This window comes from Ruminococcus sp. CAG:379, assembly GCF_000434255.1.
In the GTDB taxonomy this organism is placed as follows: Bacteria; Bacillota; Clostridia; order Oscillospirales; family Ruminococcaceae; genus Ruminococcus_F; species Ruminococcus_F champanellensis.
Window position 1 is genome coordinate 1,661 of the sequence record NZ_FR894815.1, and the last position, 22,493, is coordinate 24,153.

Annotated in this window: 23 protein-coding genes; 7 read left to right on the plus strand and 16 right to left on the minus strand. The window is 56.6% G+C overall.

The window, feature by feature from the left end; translation table 11 throughout:
• Positions 1-248: rRNA adenine N-6-methyltransferase family protein (locus QVO51_RS01295; protein ID WP_288167713.1), on the minus strand; the 248-nt coding region annotated here is incomplete at its 3' end.
• Positions 249-342: 94 nt separating this feature from the next.
• Between QVO51_RS01295 and QVO51_RS01300 the strand changes: the two genes are divergently transcribed.
• From QVO51_RS01300 to pflA, 3 genes are all read left to right on the plus strand, one after another.
• Positions 343-831, plus strand: a complete 489-nt coding sequence (locus tag QVO51_RS01300; protein ID WP_015557747.1) for a deoxycytidylate deaminase — start codon at positions 343-345, stop codon at positions 829-831.
• 187 nt (positions 832-1,018) lie between these two features.
• Positions 1,019-3,232, plus strand: coding sequence for a formate C-acetyltransferase (pflB, locus tag QVO51_RS01305; RefSeq protein ID WP_022356913.1), 2,214 nt, complete (start codon positions 1,019-1,021; stop codon positions 3,230-3,232).
• A gap of 20 nt (positions 3,233-3,252) precedes the next feature.
• Positions 3,253-3,963: a pyruvate formate-lyase-activating protein gene (pflA, locus tag QVO51_RS01310; RefSeq protein WP_022356914.1), complete on the plus strand. Its 711-nt coding sequence runs from the start codon at positions 3,253-3,255 to the stop codon at positions 3,961-3,963.
• A 67-nt stretch (positions 3,964-4,030) separates the two neighbouring features.
• On the opposite strand, the gene QVO51_RS01315 is transcribed toward pflA, so the two are convergent.
• Positions 4,031-5,389, minus strand: a complete 1,359-nt coding sequence (locus tag QVO51_RS01315) for a PFL family protein (protein WP_022356915.1) — start codon at positions 5,387-5,389, stop codon at positions 4,031-4,033.
• A gap of 18 nt (positions 5,390-5,407) precedes the next feature.
• The gene (locus tag QVO51_RS01320) at positions 5,408-5,677 is read right to left on the minus strand and encodes an ACT domain-containing protein (protein WP_015557743.1); all 270 of its coding nucleotides are present in this window, start codon (positions 5,675-5,677) and stop codon (positions 5,408-5,410) included.
• 187 nt (positions 5,678-5,864) lie between these two features.
• Between QVO51_RS01320 and QVO51_RS01325 the strand changes: the two genes are divergently transcribed.
• Genes QVO51_RS01325 through ispE form a run of 4 tightly spaced genes read left to right on the plus strand, consistent with a single transcriptional unit; the run spans position 5,865 to position 9,258 of the window.
• On the plus strand, positions 5,865-6,707 hold the full coding sequence (locus QVO51_RS01325) for a histidinol-phosphatase HisJ family protein (protein WP_022356916.1): 843 nt from the start codon (positions 5,865-5,867) through the stop codon (positions 6,705-6,707).
• Positions 6,708-6,725: 18 nt separating this feature from the next.
• Positions 6,726-7,205 (plus strand): Lrp/AsnC family transcriptional regulator, encoded by a 480-nt coding sequence (locus QVO51_RS01330; RefSeq protein WP_015557741.1) that lies wholly within the window; start codon positions 6,726-6,728, stop codon positions 7,203-7,205.
• Positions 7,205-8,383, plus strand: a complete 1,179-nt coding sequence (locus QVO51_RS01335; protein WP_288167717.1) for an aminotransferase class I/II-fold pyridoxal phosphate-dependent enzyme — start codon at positions 7,205-7,207, stop codon at positions 8,381-8,383. Before QVO51_RS01330 ends, QVO51_RS01335 begins: the two co-directional genes overlap by 1 nt.
• Entirely contained in the window at positions 8,380-9,258 is an 879-nt protein-coding gene (gene ispE, locus QVO51_RS01340) for a 4-(cytidine 5'-diphospho)-2-C-methyl-D-erythritol kinase (protein WP_022356918.1), read from the plus strand. The genes QVO51_RS01335 and ispE overlap by 4 nt, the downstream gene beginning before the upstream one ends.
• A 73-nt stretch (positions 9,259-9,331) precedes the next feature.
• On the opposite strand, the gene aspS is transcribed toward ispE, so the two are convergent.
• From aspS to QVO51_RS01405, 13 genes are all read right to left on the minus strand, one after another.
• A complete protein-coding gene (aspS, locus tag QVO51_RS01345) occupies positions 9,332-11,095 on the minus strand; it encodes an aspartate--tRNA ligase (RefSeq protein WP_288167715.1) in 1,764 nt (587 codons plus the stop codon).
• A gap of 58 nt (positions 11,096-11,153) precedes the next feature.
• Positions 11,154-12,461 (minus strand): histidine--tRNA ligase, encoded by a 1,308-nt coding sequence (gene hisS, locus QVO51_RS01350; RefSeq protein WP_022356920.1) that lies wholly within the window; start codon positions 12,459-12,461, stop codon positions 11,154-11,156.
• 124 nt (positions 12,462-12,585) lie between these two features.
• The gene (gene mgsA / locus QVO51_RS01355) at positions 12,586-12,990 is read right to left on the minus strand and encodes a methylglyoxal synthase (RefSeq protein ID WP_015557737.1); all 405 of its coding nucleotides are present in this window, start codon (positions 12,988-12,990) and stop codon (positions 12,586-12,588) included.
• Positions 12,991-13,059: 69 nt separating this feature from the next.
• Positions 13,060-13,800: a nucleotide-binding protein gene (locus QVO51_RS01360; RefSeq protein WP_015557736.1), complete on the minus strand. Its 741-nt coding sequence runs from the start codon at positions 13,798-13,800 to the stop codon at positions 13,060-13,062.
• 221 nt (positions 13,801-14,021) lie between these two features.
• Entirely contained in the window at positions 14,022-16,046 is a 2,025-nt protein-coding gene (locus QVO51_RS01365) for a peptidoglycan D,D-transpeptidase FtsI family protein (RefSeq protein ID WP_022356921.1), read from the minus strand.
• A gap of 27 nt (positions 16,047-16,073) precedes the next feature.
• On the minus strand, positions 16,074-16,619 hold the full coding sequence (gene mreD, locus QVO51_RS01370) for a rod shape-determining protein MreD (RefSeq protein ID WP_015557734.1): 546 nt from the start codon (positions 16,617-16,619) through the stop codon (positions 16,074-16,076).
• A complete protein-coding gene (gene mreC / locus QVO51_RS01375; RefSeq protein WP_022356922.1) occupies positions 16,609-17,466 on the minus strand; it encodes a rod shape-determining protein MreC in 858 nt (285 codons plus the stop codon). Before mreC ends, mreD begins: the two co-directional genes overlap by 11 nt.
• Before the next feature lie 237 nt (positions 17,467-17,703).
• Entirely contained in the window at positions 17,704-18,720 is a 1,017-nt protein-coding gene (locus QVO51_RS01380) for a rod shape-determining protein (protein WP_015557732.1), read from the minus strand.
• 129 nt (positions 18,721-18,849) lie between these two features.
• A complete protein-coding gene (locus tag QVO51_RS01385) occupies positions 18,850-19,110 on the minus strand; it encodes a DUF4321 domain-containing protein (RefSeq protein ID WP_022356923.1) in 261 nt (86 codons plus the stop codon).
• 9 nt (positions 19,111-19,119) lie between these two features.
• On the minus strand, positions 19,120-19,557 hold the full coding sequence (dut, locus tag QVO51_RS01390) for a dUTP diphosphatase (RefSeq protein WP_022356924.1): 438 nt from the start codon (positions 19,555-19,557) through the stop codon (positions 19,120-19,122).
• 9 nt (positions 19,558-19,566) lie between these two features.
• Positions 19,567-21,612 (minus strand): peptidase U32 family protein, encoded by a 2,046-nt coding sequence (locus QVO51_RS01395; RefSeq protein ID WP_022356925.1) that lies wholly within the window; start codon positions 21,610-21,612, stop codon positions 19,567-19,569.
• Positions 21,605-21,976 carry a cell division protein ZapA gene (locus QVO51_RS01400; protein ID WP_015557728.1) on the minus strand — a complete coding sequence of 124 codons (372 nt, stop codon included), beginning with the start codon at positions 21,974-21,976 and terminating at the stop codon, positions 21,605-21,607. The genes QVO51_RS01395 and QVO51_RS01400 overlap by 8 nt, the downstream gene beginning before the upstream one ends.
• A gap of 154 nt (positions 21,977-22,130) precedes the next feature.
• Positions 22,131-22,493: hypothetical protein (locus QVO51_RS01405; protein ID WP_288167716.1), on the minus strand; the 363-nt coding region annotated here is incomplete at its 5' end.

Genomic DNA, 22,493 nt, shown 5'->3' on the forward strand with positions numbered 1-22,493 from the left:
GGCAGCAGCCGCTGATCGATCTCCACTGCCACCACCTTATCCGCACGCTTTGCAAGCTCCGCCGTCAGCACTCCAAAGCCCGTTCCGATCTCCAGCACCCCGAAGCCGGGTCTGGCGTTGCCCAGTTCTGCGATCCGGGGGCACACCGTAGGGTTGATGAGAAAGTTCTGCCCCAGCCCCTTGGAAAAATGAAAGCCGTGCCGCCGTGCCAGATCCTGCACCACTGAAATATTCGTCAGATTCTCCATATGATAAACTGTCCTTTCCTGCAAGCCAATCTTGCATTTTGCCCCCGACTTTGCTATACTATATGTATCTATTGATGTATAAGGAGGGTATTCAATGCTTCGCCGTGATAAAATCAATTATTACCTGGATATTGCCGAAACCGTACTGGAGCGCAGCACCTGCATCCGCCGTAAGTTCGGTGCCATTATTGTAAAGCATGATGAGATCATTTCCACCGGATACGTCGGTGCGCCCCGGGGCAGAAAAAACTGCAATGATCTGAATTACTGCACCCGGGACAAGCTGGGCGTTCCCAAGGGACAGCGATATGAGCTGTGCCGGTCGGTGCATGCAGAGCAGAACGCCATTTTATCCGCCGCCCGGGCGGACATGATCGACGCCACCCTGTACCTTGCCTGTCACGATGCCCGGACGGATCAGCTGGACGGGGAAGTGGAACCCTGCTCCATGTGCAAGCGGCTCATCATCAACGCCGGCATCAAGCAGGTGATCGTCCGCCAGACTCGGGATGCGTATAAGATCATCACTGTGTCCGACTGGGTGGAGCAGGACGAATCCCTGACCGGCAGCAGCGGGTATTGATGTTCTTTCATAGTATACCATTTTTGCGCCGGATAGTCAAAGTTTTTGTGGAGCAATGCCACATTGACAGACTGTTGAAAGTGTGCTATAGTGAATATAGCAAATGTTGTGCTTCTTCGGGTATATTCCCGGCGAATCCACACAACATATTGATATTGGATTTGGTGCACGGAACAAGGAGGAAGCCATGAAATTCAAAAGCGGCATCTGGGACAAGGAAATCAATCTGCGGGACTTTATCATCCGGAACTATACGCCCTATGAAGGGGACGACAGCTTTCTTGCGCCCCCCACTGCCCGTACCAGGGCGCTGTGGGACAAGGTGCTTGCCCTGCTGGAGCAGGAGCGGAAGGCAGGAGGCGTACTGGATATTGACGAGCACACCATTTCCACCATCACCTCCCACAAGTGCGGCTACATCGACAAAGAACTGGAAACCATTGTGGGCTTGCAGACGGACGCACCTCTGAAGCGTGCCATTATGCCCTTCGGCGGTATCCGCATGGTGCGCAATTCCCTGGCAGCCTACGGCAGAGAACTGCCCCCGGATGTGGAAAACGTATTCAAATACCGGAAGACCCACAACGATGGGGTATTTGACGTGTATACCGACGATATGAAGCGTGCCCGGCACACAGGCATCATCACCGGCCTGCCGGACGCATACGGCAGAGGGCGCATCATCGGGGATTACCGGCGGATCCCCCTGTACGGGGTGGATCGGCTCATCGAGGACAAGATCGCTGCCAAGAAGGCACATGATGCAGAGCCCATGTACGGGGATACGGTGCGGAACCTGGAGGAAATGGCAGAACAGATCAAGGCGCTAAAGGAGCTTAAGGAAATGGCGGCAAGCTACGGCTTCGACATTTCCCGGCCGGCAGAGAACACCCAGGAGGCCATCCAGTGGCTGTACTTCGGCTATCTGGCAGCCATTAAGGAGCAGAACGGCGCTGCCATGTCCCTGGGACGGGTGTCCACCTTCCTGGATATCTATGCAGAGCAGGATCTGAAAAGCGGCACCTTTACCGAAGAACAGATCCAGGAGCTGGTAGATCACTTCATCATGAAGCTGCGGATGGTACGGTTCCTGCGTACCCCTGCCTATGATGAGCTGTTCTCCGGGGATCCCACCTGGGTCACCGAATCCATTGGCGGCATGTGTGAGGACGGCAGACCCATGGTCACCAAGATGAGCTACCGGTTCCTGCATACCCTGGTAAACCTGGGTCCTGCACCGGAGCCGAACCTGACGGTACTGTGGAGTCACCGGCTGCCGGAGCCCTTCAAGAAATTCTGCGCCCGGATCTCCATCAGCACCTCCTCCATCCAGTACGAGAACGATGAGCTAATGCGGGAACGGTTCGGGGATGATTACGGCATCGCCTGCTGCGTATCTGCCATGCCCATCGGCAAGCAGATGCAGTTCTTCGGGGCAAGAGCCAACTTGGCAAAGGCACTGCTGTATGCCATCAACGATGGCAGGGACGAGCGGTACGAGGATCAGCTGTGCCAGGGCGTGGGACAGCTGCCGGATGGGCCCCTCCAGTTTGATGAGGTCTACAGTAAGTTTGAATATGTGTGTGAATGGCTCACCAAGCTGTATATCAACACCCTGAACATCATTCACTTCATGCACGACAAGTACTGCTACGAACGGCTGCAAATGGCACTCCACGATGAGAACATCATCCGCACCTCCGCCTGCGGACTGGCTGGGCTTTCCGTGGTGGTAGACAGCCTGTCCGCCATCAAGTATGCCAAGGTGACCCCCATCCGGAATGCAGCAGGCATCGCCACCGACTTTGCCATTGAGGGGGATTACCCCAAGTTCGGCAACAACGATCCCAGAGTGGACGAACTTGCCACCATGGTGGTGGAGCGGTTCATGAAGCGGCTGTCCCGCCGAAGAACCTACCGGAATTCCATTCCCACCATGTCCATCCTCACCATTACCTCCAACGTAGTATACGGCAAGAAAACCGGCTCCACCCCGGATGGCAGAAAGGCAGGGGAGCCCTTTGCACCGGGGGCAAATCCCATGCACGGCAGGGACACCAATGGCTGCATCGCATCCATGCTGTCCGTATCCAAGATCCCCTATGCCTACGCAGAGGACGGCATATCCTACACCTTCTCCATCATTCCGGACGCACTGGGCAAGAACGAGGAGGACAAGGAAAACAACCTGGTTGCCCTGCTGGACGGCTACACCCGGGAGCACGGACACCATATGAACGTAAACGTCATGAACCGGGAGACGCTGATCGATGCAATGGATCATCCGGAGCTGTATCCCCAGTTGACCATCCGGGTCAGCGGCTATGCGGTCAACTTCATCAAGCTGACCCGGGAGCAGCAGCTTGACGTGATCCACCGCACCTTCCACACCCGGATGTAGTCCCGGAAGGAGGAACCCCCATGACCACCGGCTATCTGCATTCCCTGGAAAGCTTCGGCGCAGTGGACGGCCCCGGCATCCGCTTTGTGGTGTTTCTGTCCGGCTGTCCCCTCCGGTGCCTGTACTGCCACAATCCGGATACCTGGGAGCAGAAGCAGACTCTGCGCATGACGCCGCCCCAGGTAATGGAGAAGATCCGCAGCGAGCGCAGCTTTCTGCTGCGGGGAGGCGTGACCCTTTCCGGCGGAGAGCCTTTGATGCAGCCTGCATTCTGTGAGGAGCTGCTGACGCTTTGCCGGCAGGAGGGCTTCCACACCGCCATTGACACCAGTGGCTCCATTCCCCTGACCCAGTCCCGGCATGCCATTGATCTGGCGGACATGCTTCTGCTGGACATCAAGGACATTGACCCGGAGGATTGCCGGATGCTGACCGGAAAAACCAACGAAAACGCCCTTGCCACTCTGGATCACTGCGAACAGACCGGCAAGGAGGTATGGATCCGGCATGTGCTGGTGCCCGGCTATACCCTGAATCCGGACAAGCTCCGGCGACTGGCGGAAAAGCTGTCCGGTTACCGATGCGTAAAACGGGTGGAGCTGCTGCCCTATCATACCATGGGGCTGTACAAGTGGGAGGCTCTGGGGATCCCCTGCAAGCTGGCGGATACCCCGACGCCTACGGATGACGAGATCGCCATGGCAAACGGATTCTTTACTAGGTCGTGTTGACACTAAACAGAAACCCCCTGCTGCGGAATAACCGCAGCAGGGGGTTCTGTTTGTATTGTATGTGGCATCAGTTCTTGATGCTGTGCATGGGTGCCGGGATCCTGCCGCCCCGGGCAATGAACTTTGCCGGGGACTTCCGATTGATCTGCATAATGGGGCCGCTGCCGAACAGACCGCCGAACTCCAGGACATCCCCTTCCTTCTTGCCGATGGCAGGGATTAGTCGCACTGCCGTGGTCTTGTTGTTCACCATGCCGATGGCAGCCTCGTCTGCGATGATGGCAGAAATGGTTTCCGCCGGGGTATCCCCCGGAACGACCACCATGTCCAGACCCACGGAGCATACCGCAGTCATAGCCTCCAGCTTTTCCAGCCGCAGGGTGCCGTTTTCTGCGGCGGCGATCATGCCTGCGTCCTCGGACACGGGAATGAAAGCACCGGACAGACCACCTACGTTGGAGGATGCCATCACGCCGCCCTTCTTCACTGCGTCATTGAGCAGCGCCAGAGCCGCCGTGGTGCCGTGGGTGCCGCAGCACTCCAGACCGATCTCCTCCAGAATATGGGCAACGCTGTCCCCCACTGCCGGGGTGGGTGCCAGGGACAGATCCACGATGCCGAAGGGCACATCCAGCATTTCGGAAGCCCGTGCTCCCACCAGCTGACCCATCCGGGTGATCTTAAAGGCGGTCTTTTTAATGATATCAGCGATTTCGTTGATGCTGGCATCCGGGTGCTTTGCAAGGGCTGCCCGTACCACGCCGGGGCCGGATACGCCCACGTTGATGACACAGTCCGGCTCTCCCACCCCGTGAAACGCACCAGCCATAAAGGGGTTATCCTCCGGCGCATTGCACAGCACCACCAGCTTGGAGGGGCCTACACACTGCCGATCCGCAGTCAGCTCCGCAGACTGGCGGATGATGCCGCCCATCAGGGCAACTGCGTCCATATTGATGCCAGCCTTGCTGGAGCCGATGTTGACGGAGGAGCAAAGATTTGTGGTCACATCCAGAGCCTCCGGGATGGAATGGATCAGCTCCAGATCCCCGGCGGAAAAGCCCTTCTGCACCAGTGCGGAATAACCGCCGATGAAGTTGACCCCACAAGCGTCCGCCGCACGCTGCAATGCCTTTGCGAACTTCACCGGGTTGCCCCCCTTGCATGCGCCGCAGAGCATGGCAATGGGGGTCACGGAGATCCGCTTGTTGATGATGGGAATGCCGTACTCGGTCTCGATCTGCTGCCCCACGGACACCAGATTCTTTGCCCGGGTGGTGATCTTTTCATACACCTTTTCACAGGCACGGTCAATGTCCGGATCGATACAGTCCAGCAGGGAAATGCCCATGGTGATGGTACGGATGTCCAGGCACTCGTCCTGGATCATGCGGATGGTTTCGAGAATATCGTATACATTCAGCATATCAGCAGTCCTTTCCCATCAGATCCGGTGCATGGAATTAAAAATGTCCTCGTGCATGGTGTGAATGGACAGACCCAGTTCTTCTCCCAGCTGGTTCATCCGGTCAGACAGCACGGCAAAATCCGTGGTCATAGCGGAAATGTCCACCAGCATGATCATAGCGAACAGATCCTGCAGCACGCTCTGGGTCACCTCGATCACATTTGCCCGGTACTCAGCGCAAATGCCGCTGACCTGATGCAGAATGCCTACATTGTCTTTGCCGATTACAGTTACAACCGCTCTCATATGTAAATCCTCCAGATTCAGTTTCAAACATGACGTTCTATATTAGTATACCACAATCCCAAGGAAAAAGAAAGCCCTTTGCACAATTTTTCGTCCGTGCTCCGATGCAATTTTTTTCTGCTGCTACTTTTCCTTTCCGCAAATATATGATATAATAAAGAAAACCCATACCAAAGGATGAGATGCTATGCTGATAGATTGCCACAATCACACCCACAATTCTCCGGACGGGGAAAACGAAAGCGTCCTGGAGCGATGCGCCCGGGCGGCAGAGCTGGGCATCGGCGTGCTGGCAGTGACGGATCACTGCGAGGTCAACCGATTCTTCAGCCTTGCCCACTACGGCGTGGAGCCAAACGGCTATGATACCTACGATTTCGGCAGGGACTTTGAGCTGTCCATGCAGGAGAATACCGCCGCCAAGGGTCATACCCCCGCCGGGGTGAAGCTGCTGTGCGGCATTGAGTTGGGACAAGCCACCCATGAGCTTGCACTGGCGGAGCATGTATACGCAGACGTGCGGCTGGATTTCGTCATCGGCTCCATGCATCAGCTACCCGGCTGGGATGATTTCGCCTTTCTGGATTACAGCAAGGTGGATGCTGCCGCACTGTTTCATGAAAATTTGCAGGAAATTGCCCGGCTTGCCAACACCGATACCTACGATGTGCTGGGGCATATCACCTACGCTCTCCGGTATATGGCGGCAGCGGGGGTGCACCTGGAGCTTGCCCCCTACCGGGAGGAACTGGCGGAGATCTTCCGGATCGTCATTGCCAGGGGCAAGGGCATCGAGATCAACACCTCCGGTCTGCGACAGGCATACGGGGATACATTCCCCAATCTGGAATGTCTGAAGCTGTACCGGGATCTGGGGGGAGAGATCCTCACCATCGGTTCCGACGCCCATTCCAATCTGGATCTGGGAAAGGGCATTGCCCAGGGACTGGATATTGCCCGGGCAGCCGGATTTACGAATATTGCCTATTTTGAAAAGCATGAACCGCAGTTTTTAAAGCTTGCGGATTGATGAACAGGAGGTTATCACATGAACGAACTACTGCATTTGCTCAAGCAGAACGCCCGTCTGTCCAACGAGGAGCTGGGCGCCATGCTGGGAATCACCCCGGCAGAGGTGGCAGCACAGATCAAGAAGCTGGAGGAGGACGGCATCATCAAGGGCTACAGCGTAGTGCTCAACGATGAGCTTGCCAACAAGGACACAGTAACCGCCTTCATTGAACTGAAGGTGACTCCCAAGCGGGACTGCGGCTTTGAGGATCTTGCCAAGACGGTGATGATGTATGACGAGGTGGAAAGCGTATCCCTCATGTCCGGTGCATATGACCTGGCTGTTACCGTAACCGGCTCCAGTCTGAAGGTGATTGCCCTGTTCGTGGCGCAGCGCCTGTCCACCATTGACGGGGTGCTGTCCACTGCCACCCACTTCGTCCTCAAACGCTATAAGGAAAAGGGCATCTTCATCGAACAGGAGCCCATTGACGAGAGGGGTATGGTTTCACCGTGATAGAATACGAAAAGCTGCTTTCCAGCACCATTCAGCAGATCAAGCCCTCCGGTATCCGGAAATTCTTCGATCTGGCGGAAAACATGGAAGGGGTCATCAGTCTGGGGGTGGGAGAGCCGGATTTCCAGACCCCTTGGGTAGTTCGCAGTGCTGCCATCCAGACCCTGGAGAAGCGCCGGATCATTTACAGTGCCAATGCGGGACTGCTGGATCTGCGCCGGGAGATCTGCAATTACATGAACCGGAAGCTGGGCATCACCTATGATCCGAAAACGGAGCTGATCGTCACTGTGGGCGGCTCCGAGGCCATTGATATTTCCATCCGTGCCCTCATCAATCCCGGGGACGAGGTTCTGATCGTGGAGCCATCCTTCGTGTGCTATGCTCCCATCGTCCGGCTGGCAGGAGGCGTACCCGTGCCCATGGCCACCTGTCTGGAGGATTCCTTCAAGCTGACCCCGGAGATCCTCCGCAGTCATATTACCCCCCGCACCAAGCTGCTGGTACTGCCCTTCCCCAACAATCCCACCGGTGCCATCATGACCCGGGAGGAACTGGAGAAAATCGCAGAGGTGCTCCGGGACACCAACATTCTGGTGCTGTCCGATGAGATCTACTCGGAGCTGACCTACGGCAGAACCCACTGCTCCATCGCCCAGATCGAGGGCATGCAGGAGCGCACCATTCTGGTGAACGGCTTCTCCAAGGCGTTTGCCATGACCGGCTGGCGGCTGGGGTATGTGGCTGCCCCCGCACCCATCATCAAGCAGACGGTGAAAATTCACCAGTATACCATTATGTGCTCCCCCACCATCAGTCAGTACGCTGCCATCCAGGCACTGCAAAGCTGTGACGAGGACGTGCGACGGATGGTGGACGAGTATAACATCCGGCGGCGATACCTGGTGGAGCGGTTCAACGAGATCGGACTCCCCTGCTTCAATCCGGAGGGGGCGTTCTATGTATTCCCCTGCATCCGCAGCACCGGCATGAGCAGTGAGGCATTCTGTGAGGCACTGCTCAACCAGCAGAAGGTGGCTGTGGTGCCCGGCAACGCATTCGGCGACAGTGGCGAGGGCTTTGTCCGGGTGTCCTATGCATACTCCCTCAAGCATCTGATGATGGCACTGGATCGGATCGAGGCATTCCTTGCTTCCGGAAAGGCAGGTCAAATATGAGAGAAATCCAGGTACGCACCCCGGCAAAGGTAAATCTGACTCTGGATGTGGTGGGCAAGCGGGATGACGGGTATCACAGCATCGAAAGCGTCTTCCAGGCAGTGGGCATTTACGATGCACTCACGTTGACTCGGGTGGATACCCCCGGCATCACCTTATCCAGCACCAACAAATATCTCCCTTGCAATCAGAAAAATATCGCATACCAGGCGGCACAACTGTTTCTGAAGCATGCGCATCGCTGGGACGGCATTCACATTCACATTGAAAAGCACATTCCCTCCCAGGCAGGTCTGGGCGGTGGCAGCTCCGATGGAGCTGCGGTAATCGCTGCTCTCAACTGGCTGCTGGGCTGCCGCATGTCCCTGCAGGAGCAGTGCGAGATCGCCGCACAGGTGGGGGCGGACGTGCCCTTCTTTCTGACGGGCGGCACGATGCATGTGTCCGGCATGGGAGAGATCCTGGAGCCTTTGCCGCCCATGCCTGCTCTGCCCATGGTAATCGCCAAAGGCAAAGCAGGTGTGTCCACCCCGGAGGCATACCGGCGGATCGACCAGCTGACGGATCCGGTGCATCCGGATACCGCAAGGGTCATCGACTTCCTCCGAAACGGACGGTATTGGGATGCCATTCCCGTGTGCGACAATCTGTTTGAAGCCGCCGCAAACCTGGAGGAGGTTACCCAGATCAAGCAGATCATGATGGACATGGGGGCGCAATGCGCCTTGATGACCGGCAGCGGTTCGGCTGTGTTCGGCATTTTTGACACCGGCTTCATGGCACAGAAATGCTGCAACGCCCTGCATGCAGTAGTTCCCTATGCGGTGACGTGCAAGACCCTCAAGCACAGCATCCGCATCGTCAGCCGTAGCTAACCAATCGAAGCAAGCAAAAGCCCGGAAGCGGTTTTCCATCGCTTCCGGGCTTGTTTTATCGTTTTGCCTGGACTTATTCCGTTTCTGTTACGGCAATGCCCAGAATATCCAGATTCTCCTTGTCCACTGCGGAGGGGCATGCAGACATCAGCTCGCTGGCGTTCTGCACCTTGGGGAATGCGGTTACATCCCGCAGGCTGTCCACGCCAAGCATCACCATTGCCAGACGATCCAAACCGATACCCATGCCACCGTGAGGCGGCGCACCAAACCGGTATGCCTCCACCAGGAAGCCGAACTTGGCTTCGATCTCCTCGTCGGTCAGCCCCAGTGCCTGGAACATCTTCTGCTGCAGCTCATAGTTGGTGATACGAATGGATCCGGAGGAAAGCTCCGTGCCGTTCAGTACCAGGTCAAACGCCTTGGCAATGACCTTTTCCGGGGCGCTGTCCAGATACTGGAGACAGTCATCCTCCGGCATGGTGAAGGGGTGGTGCATCGCCACCCAGCAATTGTTGTCCTCATCCCACTCGAAGAAGGGCATCTGGGTGATCCACAGGAAGTTGAACTGCCCCTCCGGGATCAGATCCAGCTTCCGTGCCACGGTCTGACGCAGTGCCCCCAGTACCGGCAGAGTCACCTTGTTCTTGTCTGCCACGATCAGCACCACGTCCCCCTGCTGGCAATCCAGTGCCTGGAGGATCTCATGGAGCTTGTCCTCCCCCACAAATTTCCCGAAGGAGCAGCTGGGCTTTTCCTCCACCCAGCGAATGAATGCCAGACCCTTGGCACCGATGCCCTTGACCATTTCCGTGAGCTTGTCGATCTCTTTCCGGGTCAGGGTGCCTGCCGCCTGCTTTGCCACAATGGCACGGACGCTGCCCCCGGCTTCGATGGCACCGGTAAATACCCCAAAGCCGCAGTCCTTCACATATTCGCTGATGTCCTGGATCTCCATACCGTATCGGGTATCCGGCTTATCAGAGCCAAACCGGTTCATGGCCTCTGCATAGGACAGACGGGGCAGGGGCAGGGGAATCTCTCTGCCCAGCACCTGCTGGAACACATGATGTACAAAGCCCTCCGCCATCTGGAGGATATCCTCCACGTCTACAAAGGACATTTCCAGGTCGATCTGGGTGAATTCCGGCTGCCGGTCTGCCCGGAGATCCTCATCCCGGAAGCACCGTGCCAGCTGAATATACCGATCCATGCCTGCAACCATCAGCAGTTGCTTGTAGATTTGGGGGGACTGGGGCAGAGCATAGAACTTGCCCGGATGCACCCGGGAGGGAATCAGATAATCCCGCGCCCCCTCCGGGGTGGATTTCATCATCATAGGTGTCTCGATCTCGATAAAATCGTTGGCGTAGAAATACTCTCTTGCCGCCTTGGCAATCTGATGCCGCATGACCAGGTTCCGCTGCAGGGGTGCCCGGCGCAGATCCAGATACCGGTACTTGAGCCGCAGCTCCTCGTTGACCTTGGTATCGCTTGTGATCTCAAAGGGGGGCGTCTGCGCCTTGTTCAGGATCCGCAGATCATCCACCACCAGTTCCACGTTGCCGTTTTTCATATCGTGGTTGATGCTCTCCCGTTCCTTGACGGTGCCGTGTGCCATCAGCACATACTCGCCCCGGCAGGTCTCTGCCTTTGCAAACAGCTCCGGCTGCTGGGTTTCGTTGAATGCCAGCTGTACCACGCCGGTACGATCCCGCAGGTCAATAAACAGCAGGGTGCCAAGATTGCGCACCTTCTGCACGAAACCGCATACCACAGCCTCCGTGCCGATCTGGCTTACCTCTCCGCAGAAATGTGTCCGTTTCAAGCCCTTCATTGTATCCATCATCCTGTTCGCCCGCCCAAGCGGACTATGCTCCTTTCCGTTGCTCCTATTAAAAGGATATCTCGTCCATCACTCCGTCAAACATGCCGTACATAGCAACATTGGTGAACGAATCCACAAAGCTGTCATCCAGCAGGAGAGGCGTCTGCTCTCCGGTCTTCATATTCTTCAGGTTTGCATTCCCCGTGGTCAGCTCATTTTCACCCAGCACCAGCAGATAAGAGGTGCCGATCTTGTCCGCATATTTCATCTGGGACTTGAAGCTGCGGCCCAGCAGGTCATATTCCACCCAGAAGCCCTCCTGCCGCAGCAGGTTTGCATACTGCATGGCACGGCTGACCCCTTCCGGATCCATGGTGGCAATGTACAGATCACAGTGATTGGGCTCCAGGAAGTCACAGCCCTGGCTCTCCATGGTCAGCAGCAGCCGCTCAATCCCCATTGCAAAGCCCAGGGCAGGCTGATGCTGTCCACCCAGCTCCTCGATGAGTCCGTCATATCTGCCGCCGCCGCATACGGTACCCTGGGCGCCGATGTCGGTGGTGACGAATTCAAATACGGTCTTTGTGTAGTAATCCAGACCACGGACGATCTTGGGATTGATGGAAAAATCAATGCCCATCGCCTTCAGATAGCCCTGGAGCTTTTCAAAGTGGGTCTTGCAGTCCTCACACAGGTAATCCAGGATCACCGGAGCGTCCTTTCCAAGCTCTCCGCAAATAGGGCTCTTGCAGTCCAGGATCCGCATGGGGTTCTTCTCCAACCGGGACAGGCATGTGTCGCAAAGCTGATCCTTCCGGGCTTCAAAGTATGCCCGCAGCGCCTTGTGGTATTCCGCCCGGCAGGTGGGGCAGCCGATGGAATTGATGTACAGCTGGATTCCCTTCAGACCCAGCGTATCCAGAACTGCCTTTGCCAGGGAAATGACCTCCGCATCCGCAGCAGGCTCCGCGCTTCCTGCCATTTCCAGACCGAACTGGTGGAATTCCCGGAGTCTGCCTGCCTGGGGTCGTTCATGCCGGAAGCAGGACAGCAGATAGAACACCTTCTGGGGCAGTGCCTCATTCAGCAGCCCGTTTTGCAGCATCGCACGGATAGTGCCGGCAGTGCCCTCCGGTCTGAGTGTAAACTTCGTTTCCTTTGCCATGACGGTGTACATTTCCTTCTGCACCACGTCCGTGGTCTCCCCCACAGAGCGCTGAAACAGCTCCGTGTTTTCAAAGGTGGGGATGCGGATCTCCCGGAAGCCATAGGACTGCGCCACACTGCGGGCTACCTGCTCTACGGTGTACCATTTGTGGATGTTTGCCGGGGTAATATCCTCCGTGCCGTTGGGTCGTTTTAAATTCAAAGCCATAATTTTCCTGCGCCCTGCGCAGCTCCTTTCGGGAAATATTGGTGTTGTCCGGGCAGTGCCGCACAAAACAGCAATTGCCCCGCATGGGGGGCAATTCAACGGCTGCATATGCCGCAGCAGTGCCTTACAGGGAGGGATTTCCGATTTCACGCCAATCCAGGTCGCCCCGTTCCAGTGCCAGGATCAAAGCCTCTGCGGTTGCAATATTGGTGGCAACCGGTACGTTGTGTACGTCGCACAGCCGCAGCAGGTTCATATCGTTGGGTTCGTTGGACTTGGGATTGATGGGATCCCGGAAAAACAGGAGTACATCAATCTCGTTGCAGGAAATACGGGCACAGATCTGCTGATCGCCGCCCTGGGAACCGCTCAGATATCGCTGAATGTGCAGACCGGTAGCCTCGCTGACCTGCTTGCCGGTAGTACCGGTGGCGCACAGGTTGTGACGGGACAGGATACCGCAGTATGCAATACAGAACTGGATCATCAGTTCCTTCTTGGAGTCGTGGGCAATCAATGCTATGTTCATAAGTCCGTTCCTTTCTACCGCTTTTTGCGATGATGCTGTCAGACACCGCTGCACAGTGGCAGCAGACTGTTACTTGATTTTCACGGTCAGCGGTGCGTTCTCGCCCTTGAGCCGCTTGGCAATGGCGTCAAATGCTGCCAGGCTGGGCGCAGTGGAGGGGATGGGCTGACCCTTGCCGGTGGCGATGACCAGCTCGTAATCCTCCGGGATCACGCCGATCAGCTGTACACCGATGGTGTCAATGATCTCGTCCAGGCTTTTTACCAGTTCCGAGCCGATGGCACGCTTGTTGACCTTGTTGATAATCAGGCGCTGGCGCTTATTGCCCCGGTTATAGAATTCATCGGACATCATCTGGGCATCCCGCACGCAGATGGGATCCGGCGTGGTCACAACCAGAATGGTGTTGGCCTGTTCCACGATATCAAATACATGAGAGTTGATGCCGGCACCAGTGTCGATGATGATATAGTCAAAATATTTCCGGATCTGCTTGCAGATATCCACGATCTGCTCCACCGTTGCGCTTGCAAAGGGGTCCTTCGGTGCGCAAAGAATATTCAAGTTGCTTGCCATAGGCACCTGGGTTACAGCATCCAGGGGCTTTACCCGGTTGTGAAGCACATCCCCCAGGTCGTACTTGATCTTGCCCTGCATGCCGAAAATGATATCAATACAGCGCAGACCGAAATCCAGTTCAATGATCAGAGTTCTGCTGCCCTGCTTTGCAAGGGTGTACCCCAATCCGGAACAGATGGAGGATTTGCCCGTGCCGCCTTTGCCAGACGTAACTGCAATTACTTTTGACATAGTATCAGATTCCTTTCCCCTATTTGCCGGCACAGTAACCATGTCTGCCTGCGTGCAGACAGCCGGATTTGATCTTTCTTTACACAGTATATCATACTATATTATACCATACTTATCGGGATTGTCAAAGCCCCTTTTCGGGAAAAATAAAAAATTGTATAGTTACATTGTTTCGACAGACCGTCTTTGTGCATTATGCACAACTTTTTATGCATATGGAATTATTCGCCTGTTAGATGTTCACCGATTTTGGTATCCGGATAGCAATCTGCATACAGCTCCAGTACCTTGCGCACCATGTACTTGGCGTAATTGCCCCCTTCGATCACCCCGGCAAATGCAATTTCCGGATCCTCCGCCGGGGCGAACCCGATCACAAAGGAGTCCGTACCCCGGGGGGACTGGGGGGTACCGGTCTTGATGGCGGTCTGGAACCCCAGGTGGGTCAGGGAATACTCCTTGGGCATGGTGCTCTGGGCGGCAAGAATCATGCCCTGCCGGATCAGAGGATACACCGAGTCATACTGCACGTTGATCTTTTCTGCGATCACCGGCTCGGTTCTGGAAATCAGCTTGGTACCTGCGTTGTTGTACACGCTGTCCACCAGGTGGGGACGATAGCGCACCCCTTCGTTGGCAATGGTGGATGCCGCCACCGCCATTTGCAGGGGTGTTACCTGCACCTCGGACTGACCGATGGCAGCCTGGAGCACATAACCTGCGTACCAGGGCATCTCCAGCTTTTCAAAGGTCTGGGGATTTGCCAGCCGTCCGGCAGCATCCCCGGACTCCAGTCCCAGGGACTGCCCCAGGCCGTAGTAAGTAGCATACTCGGAAATAGTGTCGATGCCCAGCCGCTGAGCAAGCTCATAGAAGAAGATGTTGCAGGACACCTGAATGGCACGGGTCACATTGATGGCAGAGTGGTAGCCGGTACAATGCACCGTACTGTCCAAGTACTTATAGTTTCTGGTACAGAAATAAGTGGAGCCGGCGTTGATGATCCCCGTATTCAGCCCTGCCGTAGCGGTGATGGTCTTGAAGGTGGAACCGGGGCGGTACAGACCATCCGTTGCCCGGTTGACCAGGGGGGTGTTCTCCCCGTTCAGCACGGACTGATAGTCATTCATCAGATCCTCCAGGTTATAGGTGGGAGCGGTCGCCATACCCAGCACCGCATTGGACTTCACGTCCAGCACCACCAGCGCCCCGGCGGAAACCTCGTCATATGCCGGATCGTTCAGATCCCGCAGGTACTGCATCATATCCTCCAGTACCCCCTGAAGCCCCCGCTGGAATTCACTGTCCACCGTCAGCTGCACCCGATTGCCGCCTACAGCCTCCTGGGTGATCTGGGAGGAAGCCGCTTTGCCGTTCACATAGGTGATCTCCTTGACCCCGTCCGTGCCCCGCAGTTCCTTCTCCAGTGCCAGTTCCAGTCCGCTTTTCCCCACCGTATCCGACAGCAGATAGCTATGCCCGTTTTCCTTCAGCCGCTCAAATTCCTCCTTGCTGTAGATGGGACCCACAGTACCGATCTCATGGGGCAGGATATCCCCCTGCTTGACGGTGCGGATGGCTTCCTCGATCACGTCAAAGCCCGGCAGCTGTAAGCGCCGTTCCTTGATGAGCGTCACAAGCTCCGCCGGGATATCCTCCGCAAAGGTGTAGTGATTGTTCACTGCAAAGCTCCGCAGCAGCATTTCGTACCGGATACCTGCGATGATTCGCTGCTCCCGGGGAGAATAGGTGTCCGCAATGTCGTAGTCCCCGATCAGCTTATCCATGCAGTTCTGGGCAGTGGCATAGGTGTTCAGATTCAAGGTTGTGCGCAGCTTTGCCACCTGTTCCTCGGAATCGCTCAGAAAGGAAAATGGCTCTACCATGGTAATGGGCATGGTGTCATTCCAGTCCAGCTCCCGCTCCTTCAACAGATTGGCAACCTCCAGCAGAACAGCATTCCCTGCCCCATTGTCCGCCGGGAAGTATGCCTTTTCCACAATGATATTATAGCCAATCTTGTTGCCCACGATGGTATTGCCGTCACTGTCCACGATCTCCCCGCGGGCAGCGCTGACCGGTTGGGCATACACAGCGGTGGACTGGGCTTTTTCCAGGTATGCGGTGCCGTTGACCACCTGGATCTTCATCAGCCGCAATCCCCCCAGGATCACGGATATCACCACCAGCAGCACAAGAATTGCCGCCCGCAGCCGATCCCCCAGCAGTGCCAAGGTTTCCTTCATAGATCCATACTCCTTTCCGCAGTGTGCTTATGCCTCGTTGGCATTGCCCGAAGGAGGCAGCAGCCTGCGTTTGATCAGCTTGAAAATCGGATACAAGGGCAGCACTGCTCCGGTGGTCAGAAAGATCACCGGCAGATGCCACCGGGCAAAGACGGTTTCCACAGCGTCGTAATTCCACATGTAATAGTAAAACAGGTAATCCAGCCCCCCCTGCATGGCTGCCAGCAACAGGGTCACAATCAGCACATTGATGATGTTGTGCCGCAGCAGATGCATAAACAGCAGGGCGGTACACACGCAGCCGCATACCAGAAACAGGGCGTTCAGTCCCAGCAGCTTGCCGCAGGAAATGTCGATCATCAGACCGGTGACCATGCCCACTCCCGCTGCGGTCAGCACCCCTTCGCTCATGGAGATACACACCGCCGCCGGGATCACATACAGGGGGTTCAGATGCCTGCCGGTACATTGCAGCACAAAGCACAGGGCAAGCAGCAGCACATACAGCGTCCAGCGCAGGGCGATGCAGAACCGCTCCTGTTTGGGGCTGCGCTTGGGGGCACTAATTGTCATAATTAGCCCCCTTGCCGTTAAAGTCCAGGATCACCACCACGCTGGTGATCCGCTCCAGGTTCACTGCCGGCTGGATCACCGCATAGGCAGACAAGCCGCTTTCCTCCATGCCGGTTTCCGCCACATTGCCAATGACGCAGCCCCAGGGGAATAAGCCGGAGCTGCCAGCGGTAATGACCAGATCTCCCTGCTGCATGGTCATGGTTTTGTCCATGTAGATCATTTTGGTTTTCCCGTCTGCCGCATAGCGGAGATTTCCTTCCACGATGCCCGTATCCTTTGTCCGGTTGCATACCGCACCAATGGACAGATCCGGGGACAAAATGGTACGCACAGTAGCGTAAGTATCCGCCACCTCTGTGATAACGCCCACCAGACCTTCACCGGTCATCACCGGATCATTGACGGAGATTCCGTCCTCCCTGCCCCGGTCAATGACGAAAGCACCGTAGGGATCGTTGGTCACATAGGAGATCAGATGACAGGGTGCGGAATGCACAAAGTCCGGATGCTCCTCCTTGATACCCAGGAACTTCCGCAACTCCGCCAGCTCCTCCTTGGTGTTCTCATAATCCACCAGCTGACTGTTCAGCGAGCCAATCTGCGCTCGCAGCTCCTGGTTTTCGTTGTAGTATTCCTGGGCGTTAAGGATGGTGTCCACCCCCTGCTCAATCCGGTCAGAAACGGCGGTAAACGCCTGCCGTACCGGGTTGAATACAACGCCGAACCCCTGGGACAGCCAGGTGGTGCTGCCGCCCCGGGTCACCGCATACAGGACAACTCCCAGCAGCAGCGCCAGCACGCCCATGATAATCTTGAATTTAAAACTGCGAAAAAATCCGCTCATGCCCTGACTCCTTCCGGTTGTCTATGGAAACCCGAAAAGGGCGAGATGCTTCTCGCCCCATGTGTTTAGGGAGTGTTGACACTAAGATAATATGCAGATTTTCGAGCATAAATTTTACGTAGACAAGGCAAAAAGTCGCAGGCAGGCTGTCGCCTGTCAAGACTTTTTAACGCAGAATGCGAGGGATGCGTGAAATTTTGCCCAAAAATGCGTTGTTAGGCTTAGTGTCAACACGACCTAGTAATACCGCACTTCTTCCGTCAGCAGATCCCGGTATTTCTCCAGATTTTCCAGGATCCTGCCGGTGCCCTCTGCCACGCAATCCAGGGGATACTCCGCCACATACACAGGCATGCCGGTTTCCCGGTTGATGAGCTTATCCAGCCCCCGGAGCAGTGCGCCGCCGCCCGCAAGGGTAATGCCCTGGTCGATGATATCTGCTGAAAGCTCCGGCGGAGTCTTTTCCAGGGTGATCTTAATGGCCTCGATGACCCGGGACAAGGGTTCCGCCAAAGCGTCCCGCACCTCCGCCGAGGTAATGGTAATATTCTCCGGCAGGCCGTTCAGCAGATTCCGCCCCTTGATCTCCATGCTGGACTCCTGCTCGCTTGGAAACGCCGAACCGATCTCCAGCTTGATGTTTTCCGCCGTCCGCTCCCCGATCAGCAGATTGTACTTGCGGCGGATGTAATTGACAATAGCGTTGTCAAATTCATCCCCTGCCATCCGCACGGAACGGGAGGTTACAATACCCCCCAGAGAAATCACTGCCACCTCACTGGTGCCGCCGCCGATGTCCACGATCATGCTGCCGGTGGCATCCAGGGTAGGCAGACCTGCACCGATGGCTGCTGCCATTGGCTCCTCAATGATATTCACCCGCTTGGCGCCAGCTTTTTCCGCCGCCTCCTTGACCGCACGGCGTTCCACCGCCGTAACCCCGGAGGGAATGCAGATAATGACCCGTGCCTTGGTGAAGATGGTACCCTGCAACGCCTTGCGGATAAACTCCTGCAACATGGTGGTGGTAATGTCAAAATCCGCAATGACACCGTCCTTCAGAGGGCGCACTGCCACAATGGAGCCGGGAGTCCTGCCGATGACTTCCTTCGCCTCCTTGCCCACATAACGAGCCTGATCCGTGCGGGTATTGACTGCCACTACGGAGGGCTCACGAATGATAATGCCCTTTCCCCGCAAATACACAAGGGTATTTGCTGTCCCCAGGTCGATCCCAATGTCCCTTGTAAACATCTGTTTTCTCCTTCATCCGGTTCTTTTTCTCTCTCTGTGTGCGGTACGAACCGCCTAACTCTCATTATTATACCACCATTCCGGTGGATACACAATCCTTTTTCCGACAAAAACCGCAGCGCTGCTGTCTCAGGTCTGAATGGCGTTTGCGATCTTGGGGGATACGAACAGTGCCACTGCCAGCAGAATGATCTGCGCCACATTCAGTTGGAAATGAATCCCGAAGGTCAGGTCAAATACGCTCAGGTCCAGGGTGGTAGCATCCAGACCGATGGCTTTGGAATAGGCAAGCCAGCTGACCCCGTATACCCCCTCGCACAGATTCCCCAGCAATCCTCCAAGCACGGCTGCGGTTACGATCATAAATAACAATACCAGTTTATTTTTCATTCCGTCCTCCTATGCTCCAGTAGAGCCGAATCCACCGGCACCCCGTGCGGAATCCGGCAGCTGCTGTACTTCTTCTGTCCGGGGCAGCAGCACCGGCGTTACCACCAGCTGAGCGATCCGCATACCCGGTGTGATCCGGAAGGGCTCCCTCCCCCGATTCACCAGTGGCACCAGTACCTCACCCCGGTAGTCGCTGTCGATGACGCCCACCCCGTTGGCCATGGATACGCCGTGCTTGGTGGCAAGCCCGGAGCGGGCATACACCAACAGCACCACATCCTTCCGGTCGGGACACAGGGCGATGCCCGTAGACACCGGCACACAGTCACCCGGCTCAATCACCAGATCCTCCGTCAAACAGGCGGAAAGATCGTACCCGGCACTGCCCGGGGTCTGCCGCTCCGGCAGGATCGCCTCCGGTCGCAGGCGCATGATCTGTAACTTCATAAATACTCCTTACTGCACCCCCCGGTAGGCAAGCCCCCGGGTATATCGCTCCGGCAGGACGGCATGCCCTGTCCGGTACTGTTCTATGATCCGGGCTGTCTGCTCCGGCGACTCCGTGGTAAACAGCAGCACGCCGAATCCCATCCGGTTCCATTCCTCCAGCCGGTCCGCCAGGTAAACAGGCTCCGCATTCAGCAGCTCCGCATACCCCCCAGTGCAATACACCGGAAAGCTTCTCCCCGTCCGATCAGTGAGAGCGTGTCTGCACTGTTTACAGCCCACCTCATTACGGATGGGGCAACTTCGCATCAGCATCAAGGGCAATCTGCCGTAAAGCACCGCCCCGGATGGTACCGGACTATGCAGCTGCTGCATGGCACCCCGTTTCAGTTCCACAGACAGGATCAGATCCGAAAGCCCAAGTTGACTGTAAGCATCTGCGGCGGCACTATTGGCGACATGCAGTCCGAAATCCCCGTGAAGCACAAAGCCCAGCTGTCTGCCTAAGGGGATATGTGCCAGATTGCTGCACAAAAGATGTCGGTAACCCTTGCTGTACATTTCCTCCAGCCGGGACATCAGTCCTGCCTCATCCTCTATGAACCGGGGCAGCATCAGCATCCGCTTTTCCATGGGTACCGGGCTGTCCGGCTGCCACTGCTCCAAGGGCAGACCCGCCAGTGCATACTGCTCCGACGGGATCCGGCTGAACTGTGCCGCCTCTCTTGCGTGAATGTGCAGCCCCCATGCCTCCGTCCGTACAGGATGGATGGGCATAGGCTCCGGCCGGGCAAGGGTATGCACCGGGGTGTTGTCCCGGATCCGTGCAGCATCCAGCTGCTGCACCCCAGCCCGGCGCATGGCGTTCAGACTGCCAGCAGACAACATCAGCCCCTGTTCCCCGGTCAACTCTGTATGCGCCAGGGTGTAAATAGTATCCCCGAGCTTGGAAAGCTGCCGTTCCAGACGCTGTACGTCCAACGCAGCAGTCCGGGCAGGCTCCGGGACATCCCCTTCCACACAGGCAATATGCCCCGCATCGTCCGCCAGGGTCAACCGGGCAGACTGTCCTGCCGCCAGTTCCAGCTTTGCATGCAGAGCGGCACGCTTGCCGGGCTTTGCATACAGGCTTTGCAGCTTTGGCAGCACCTGTTTTGCCGCTGTCACATCCTCCCGGCTGCGGATGCCGAACATCTTCTGCCGCTTTCCGGTCAGGTATCCATCTGTAAAACCGCTCCGGGAAAACACCGCCCGCAGCTGCTCCAGATCCACCGGTTGACCCTGGAGCGCCTGCCGGTAGGCGGTGACTGCCGCCGCTACATACTCCGGCCGCTTCATCCGCCCCTCGATCTTAAGGGATGCAACCCCCATCTGCACCAGTGCCGGGATCTGCTGCACACTGCAAAGATCCTTCAAGGACAGGGCACACGCCTCCGGGTCGCCGCAGCTGGTAAAGGGCAGCCGGCACGCCTGGGCGCATCTGCCCCGGTTGGCACTTCTGGAGCCAACCATGGCGGACAGGTAGCATTGACCGGACACGGACATGCACAGCGCACCGTGGCAGAATACCTCGATCTCCATGCCGGTGCTGCAAAGGGTCTCCAGTTCCTTGCAGGACAGCTCCCGTGCCGCCACCACCCGACGGATCCCCAGCCGGGCAGCCTCCAAAGCTCCCTGCACTGTGTGGATGGTCATCTGGGTGGAAGCATGGATGGGCATGGTGGGGCAGATCTGCCGCACCCGGGCAATGGCGCCCAGATCCTGCATGATAAAAGCGTCCACCCCTGCCTCCGCTGCCTGCCGGATCAAAGCATCCAGCAGGACAAACTGATTGTCGAATACCAGGGTATTCACCGCCAGATACAGCTTTGCGCCGTACAGGTGGCACAATCTGCATGCTTCCTGCAAAGCGGCTGCGTCAAAGTTTTCCGCACTTTGCCGGGCGGAAAAATCCCACGCCCCGACATATACTGCATCTGCGCCGCACCGAAGGGCAGCCAGTAATGCATCCGAACTGCCGGCAGGCGCCAGCAGCTCCGGCAGCCGATCAGCCATCCAGGCTGTCCTTCAGGGACTTGAGCTTGACGATGTTCTCCAACTGGGCGATCTTCGCCTTCAGAGATTCGTTTTCACGCAGCGCCAGATCCCGCTCGATCCGTGCCTTTCCGGCTTCATCCACATATTCCTTGACCTGCGCCCGGATGGTTTCTACGTTGGCGGTGGATTTGCTCAGCTCATCCAGGGTAGAAAGCGCAACCATCACTGCCGCATGGTGGGCAGAGACCCGGGTGTTGGTCTCCGTAATGCTCAAAATTTTCTTTTCCAGCGTCTTGGCAAGGCTATATACATAGCTGGGTGCTTCTTCCGTCTGCACCACATATTCCTTTCCACAGATTACGACCTTTACACGATTTAGCATAGCTCTTTTTCCTTTCGCACGGGAACCCCATTCCCGGAAATCATAGGAAATACCGTACAAAGTCCTCAGCCAGGCTTTCCACGGCGTTGCCTACACATATATATTTATTATACAACATTCCTGTAGGTTTGGAAAGTGCTTTTTATGTTTTTTATCAGATTTTTTTATCCTGCTCCGGCGGTACATAATACACAGTCCCACCCGAGCGCCGGTCATGCTTCTGCTCCAGCCAAACCGACAGGACTTCTCCCACCACGCCGGGACTGCGGAACACGCATTCTGCGTAAAACTGCTCTGCGGCATGCCGCCGGGCAAAGGATCTTGCCAGTGCCGGATCCCCCACTGCAGCCCGGCGTGTGTACAGATACCGTTGTTCTCCACGGTAAGTCAGCCGCACAATATACCGCTGCACCAGCTTTCCCATACGTCCTCCCCAGGCAGCTGCGCTGAAAAAACGCCGCCGCATATACATACGGCAGCGTTCACACAGGCATGGCACATCTACCACACATTCTTT